Here is a 5530-nt window from a genome sequence, read left to right as displayed (position 1 = left end):
TTAACTGGCGGCTTTCTGCATCTTTTGTCCGGAAGCAGACATTCCGTTTGCCCCCGTGATCTGCCTGTCTGCTCAGTGATAAAGGAGCAGATAGGCAGCAGTCGCTCTCATTCTGGCCATTTAACCGGGATGCGTAACTTTCCGAAAGCGGACATAGTTTGGGATCTGTGCTCTTCACATCCTCGGCCTTGAACTCACGGCTGAACTGCCATCTGACCCTGCAACACCTCTTGCCTTAATTACTGTCGGCACTGATTGTTGACGCCTCTGCGAATGATACAAGGATGCGGCACGCCCTCATCGCGCGCCTCGACCCGATCACGAAGATGCCGTCCAGTTTCCGCCAGCCGGCGCTGAGAGGCACCATCTCAGGTGTCCAGAGCCTTAACTTGAGTGGGGAAGATCGATGCAGGTAGCCATTGCCTCCTGCGCCGGCTCGTCAGATGGGTATGGCGCAGTCCTTCTTCACCTAAGTAACTGGTCGCGTAACATCCGACGATCAGCGACAGCGCCCCGTTGTCCCCACGACGTCCTAGATATCTAAAAGTTCAAACGGGCCGTGTGCCGCGTCACATACCGTTAATCTCAACGTTTCTGTGGTAAGAGTGATCACTATCAAGGCGCGCCCGTCGCTCTTTGAGGGAATTAAGCTCTTTCCTAACAATGTGGCCATACCTATGTGGGTCTGTATCAAATATCTGCGTTATGATGGCCAACTCACTCCGCATATCCTCTGGAACATCCAGGTTATTGCCGATATCATCTAATGATAGCGGTATAACGTTGATGTTCTGAAGCGTGGATTTTACCGCTGATAGTCGCCTCATAACACCATCCGCTTCGTCAGGCTTCGCCAGCTTCATCAGAAGATTTTGGCCGTTTTGTTTGATTTCGTCCGCCGCGGAAAATGATATCTTCCAGCGGTGCTGTCACATTAACTGTGGTGTGGTAGATGGCGGCGATGAGCAAGGCGGTAGTGAGCTACAAACGGCATCGTTTTCCGGGTGAGTTGATCGCGCATGCGGTGTGGCTGTATTTTCGGTTTCCCCTGAGCTTCCGTCTGATCGAGGAGATGCTGCTCGAACGTGGAATTGTCGTGTCGTATGAGACGATCCGCCGGTGGAGCGTGAAGTTTGGAGTGGCCTTTGCCCGCTCGTTGCGCCGCAAGGCCGCAAGGCCGCAAGTGTAGGGGATATCTGGCATCTGGACGAGGTCCGGATCGTGATTGGCGGCAGGCCACACTGGCTGTGGCGCGCCGTCGATCAGGATGGCTATATTCTCGACGAAATCCTGCGGACCCGCAGGAACACCAAAGCCGCAAGGCGACTGCTGACGCGGCTGCTGAATAAAACAGGGTCTCCGGCCCCGACGCATGGTCACCGACAAGCTGGGATCCTATGGAGCCGCCAGACGCAAACTGAAGCTCACAGTCCGGCATCTGTCCCACAAGGGCCTGAATAACAGGGCGTAGAACAGCCACCTGCCGCTGCGAAAACGAGAGCGCGTCATGCAGAAATTTCGCTTGCCTGGGGGCTGTCAACGCTTCGTTTCTGTCTTCTCCGCCGTCCGTAACCTCTTCGTCCCGCCTCACTCCATCGACAACGCCCTCTCCCGGCACATCCATCGGCTCAGGGCCTTCGCCCAATGGAATAACGCAACCTCTCTCACCGCTTGAAAATCACGTCAGTGGCTCTACTCACATCCCATCCCACTTATCGTGACAGCATCCGCTTTCCCGCGTTGTCGGTGGTCGGCAACAGTCCGTCGATAAATAGAGAAGCCATTTTTCAACTAGCCTCAGGAAACGTAATTTTTTACGAAGGACACGGTGGGTGGAGGAGCTCAGAAAGTAATGCCCGCCCTCATGCCCACGATATTGCCACCCGTCACGCCCGGATACTGGCTGGTGCGGTTATTCACATATGCATAGGTGTAATTCAGCATCAGGCGTGCATAGTTCACAAGGTACCAGTTGACTCCCGCAGTCGTGGTCCAGGCATTGCCTCCAGATGGGATATCGTTTGCATCCAGCCAGTCTCCCCGCAGAGCCACTTCCCATGCTCCGGGGCCGCCATCCAGAACAGGGGAAAGCACGCGGGGCGCAGCCCATTGGCCGGTATGGGCAAAGTAGTTGGGGGTTTCTCCTGTAAGGAACAGGCCTGCCTGAAGGCTGGCGGCTTGCATGGTCCCGGTATGGCCGCCCAGATCCACTCCGTTATAGCTGTTGCGGAACTGCATGTGCCGCACTCCATATTCTCCCAGAAGCCACGCTGATTTCCATATTGCGAAAAACTCCAGTCCACCGGCAAGGGAGTTTGCGAGTGGCACCGTGTTGATGCGTGCGGAGAAAGCATCATCCGTGCGGGCGAGCAGTCTGATGTTCTGGGTGAACTGGGCGGTCGGCTTGACGTCTTCATAAAACCCCCATGCGCCGAGATGGATCAGGGACTCTTTCGAACGGTAGGGGATCCAGTGCGCGCGGGCCTCGTACGTCAGGTCATCACGGAGGTTATTCGCGCTGTTGACCGAATTGACGTCGTCGCCCGAAATCTGGGCGGCGAAATGCCAGTTTTCGCCAAAAATCTTGAAGGCGCCGCCGAGACCATACCATCCTTTGACCGGCAGGATGGCGTTGGCGACCAGATCACGATCCAGAAAGACGGTCGCATCCGATCCTGTGGATCCGTCAAAACCACGTTCGTTAAATTTGTTGCCCAGACTGAATTCGGTCAGATGGCTGCCGAACTTCGTGCTCCATGTCGCAAAGGCGCTCATGATGGAAGGGCTGTTGTCGGCAAAGTCACTTTCAAACACCCATGACAGCTGCTTGGCACGTCCTTCCACGCCGAGGCGTGCCGCGCGAAGCCGGGTACGGGAGACGTTCTGCTCATGATAATCCGAGCCGAACGACGCGCCGTAATCCGCCAGAATACGGCCACGAATACGAATGGAATACTGACCGTCAGGTGTGGTGATCGCGGGGAGGCCCCGTCCCCATTTCAGTACGAGTCCCCCCACTGTCGTCGTGTGAGAAGAGTAGGGGATGGACGATTCAACACCATAGACTGGTGCTGAACCTGAAGGCATGGCTGAAACCGCGCCGGAGGTTCCGGGCGCTGCAGCTTTGAGGGGATAGGCGGACAGGCCGGGATCAGAGAATGCAGTGGATGCCGTATGAGGAACGACCGCACCGTTGAAAACGGGCGTGACGTCCGGTGAGGTGGCCGACTTTGGTTCATTCACGACAGACGCTGTCTGCGTATTTCCATGAATGGGCATCCGGACGTGCGGCTGGTTCACTTCAGCGACGCTCTGATGGTGCGACACCGATGCCGGTGCTTTATGGGCCGGGACATGCTCGATGGCATCCAGACGACTTTGCAGGGCCTGAATCTGTCTGGCTTGTGATTTTACCAGTTCCGCAAGGGCACGCACATCCACGCCGCCAGTATCCGCCGCCATGGCCTGAGCCGACCAGAGCAGAGAGACAGTACCGCCAGACAGAAGCAGATTACGCAGGGATTTTTTCTGGATGTGCATCGGACGCAATTCTTGTGGATCGAGGTATCGGTTGATCATTGAAGCCGTGTCAGGAAACGGAACGTTTCCTGTCGTAAGGGCGTGCAATCAGCGTAGCGATCAGCCCGCAAACTGCGGCAAGGGAAAGCCATAGGCCGGGCATGGAACGATCATGTGTCGCTCCGATCAACCAGGTGCAGATGGCTGGAGTAAAGCCGCCAATGCAGGTTGCCAGACTATAGGCCAGAGAAAATCCTGTTGTACGTATGCGGGGAGGCACGATCTCCGTCAGGAACGGAACGGCTCCGCCATTATAGGCGCTGTAAATCAGTGCAAGCCATAATTCGACAACCATCAGATGAATGAAGGATGGGTCGGCAGTCAGCCATTTCATGGCTGGCCACGCTGTTGCGATTGCAAGAATGGTTGAGCCAATCAGTAGGGGCTTGCGTCCAATACGGTCGGACAACGCTCCAAACACAGGTAGTGCGAGAAAATTCATTATGCCGACGCAGAGCGTTACAACAAGAGCGTCACGCGATGACAGATGCAGGACGGCATGCCCGAAAGCCGGTGTGTAAGCTGTAATGACGTAAAATGATGTGGTGGTCATCAGCACCATCATGATTCCGGTCAGGCAGACGCGCCAGTCGTTCAACAGGGCCGAAAGTGTTTCACCAAATGTGGGGTGATGATGAATCTGCTCAAAAGATTCCGTTTCTTTCAGGTTGCGTCGTAGAAAAAAGAGAACAGGAACAATGAGGCAGCCGATCAGAAGGGGAATGCGCCAGCCCCATGAGGCCATCTGGCCTGGCTCAATGAAAGCCGTCAGAGTCACGCCAATAGCAGCGGCGGCCATTACGGCCACCTGTTGTGAGGCGGACTGAAAGGCGACGACAAAGCCTCGAGTCTTCTCTGTCGCAATTTCAGAAAGATAGACCGAAGTCGATCCCAGTTCGACGCCAGCGGAGAAACCCTGTAACAGCCGCCCGCATAGAATAAGAAACGGTGCGATAAACCCGATTGTCGCATAGCCCGGAGTCAGGGTGAGGGAGAGTGTTCCCACTGACATGAACGCGAGCGTGAGAAGCAGTCCTTTTCTCCGGCCGATCCGGTCCACATAGGCACCCAGAATGATGGCTCCCAGTGGGCGCATCAGAAACCCGGCACCAAATGTCGCAAATGACTGCAAAAGCTGGGCTGAAGGATCTTTGGAAGGAAAGAAAGCTGCGCCAATGGCCGCCGCATAGTAACCGAACACCATAAAATCGTACATTTCCAGCATGTTTCCGCTGGTGACCTGAATGATGGCCCGAACAGGGGACTGTGTTCGCTGGTGGTCCGCAGAGGTTGACGGGGAAGAGACTGGTTCGGGTGCGATGGTCATGGGCTGGTCACATTCTCACTTTTGGGCTGGCCTCTAGTTCACTTGACGCCTTACGTCCAAATTCATGCATTTGTTTCAATTGTGTCTATCCATAAAAGACCGCTTGTCTCGTTTGCGACGGAAAAGTGATATGTTTGTCGCACTTCAGGGGGTCGATCACAGGGCTTCCGGAAGGAGATATCGAGATTTCCGGCCGCAGAAAATCTTTCCCGGCTATGCGTTTATCTCGGTAGGGAATAAGTCCCGACGAGGCAGGAGGTTTCATGAAGATACGAGACAATCGGGCCGGGAATCGTTTTGAGACGGACGTGGATCAGGTCACGGCATGTCTGGACTACGAGAACTCCAGCGAGAGCCTGATTATCCTGCAGACCGACGTGCCCGAGGCTCTGGCCGGACGCGGGGTGGGGTCAGCGCTTGTGAGTCACGCCTGTGACGTTGCGCGGGCAGAGAACCTGAAACTGGTTTCTCACTGCTCATTCGCAATAGCGTGGATTAAAAAGAACATGAAATAAAAATAAACTATTGAAAAATTATGTTTTATTTTTTCATGTGGTTTGAAAAATACCCAATTCTGCATTATGCTATTCTGAAATATATAGGGATATAGATAGAACTCATGGT

General features: G+C 54.7%; 3 protein-coding genes and 1 pseudogene. 2 read left to right on the top strand and 2 right to left on the bottom strand.

The genetic code is table 11. The features are described from left to right. Positions 1-912 precede the first annotated feature (912 nt). A pseudogene (locus ABF824_RS15225) lies at positions 913-1675 on the top strand (IS6 family transposase). Positions 1676-1842: 167 nt separating this feature from the next. On the opposite strand, the gene ABF824_RS15220 reads toward ABF824_RS15225, so the two are convergent. Together ABF824_RS15220 and ABF824_RS15215 are read right to left on the bottom strand one after the other, a co-directional pair. Beyond that, a complete protein-coding gene (locus ABF824_RS15220) occupies positions 1843-3579 on the bottom strand; it encodes an OprO/OprP family phosphate-selective porin (protein ID WP_415489835.1) in 1737 nt (578 codons plus the stop codon). 10 nt (positions 3580-3589) lie between these two features. Then, the gene (locus ABF824_RS15215; RefSeq protein WP_415489834.1) at positions 3590-4906 is read right to left on the bottom strand and encodes an MFS transporter; all 1317 of its coding nucleotides are present in this window, start codon (positions 4904-4906) and stop codon (positions 3590-3592) included. A gap of 263 nt (positions 4907-5169) precedes the next feature. Between ABF824_RS15215 and ABF824_RS15210 the strand changes: the two genes are divergently transcribed. Then, the gene (locus tag ABF824_RS15210) at positions 5170-5421 is read left to right on the top strand and encodes a GNAT family N-acetyltransferase (protein ID WP_415489833.1); all 252 of its coding nucleotides are present in this window, start codon (positions 5170-5172) and stop codon (positions 5419-5421) included. Positions 5422-5530 lie beyond the last annotated feature (109 nt).

The organism is Acetobacter sp. (genome assembly GCF_047721705.1).
In the GTDB taxonomy this organism is placed as follows: Bacteria; Pseudomonadota; Alphaproteobacteria; order Acetobacterales; family Acetobacteraceae; genus Acetobacter.
Note: the sequence above shows the minus strand (reverse complement) of the source record. Positions and strands in the feature narration are given on the sequence as shown.

Coding starts and splice junctions, on each gene's coding strand:
- ABF824_RS15215 (WP_415489834.1), bottom strand. CDS start 4,906: ATGACCATCGCACCCGAACCAGTCTCTTCCCCGTCAACCTCTGCGGAC.
- ABF824_RS15220 (WP_415489835.1), bottom strand. CDS start 3,579: ATGATCAACCGATACCTCGATCCACAAGAATTGCGTCCGATGCACATC.
- ABF824_RS15210 (WP_415489833.1), top strand. CDS start 5,170: ATGAAGATACGAGACAATCGGGCCGGGAATCGTTTTGAGACGGACGTG.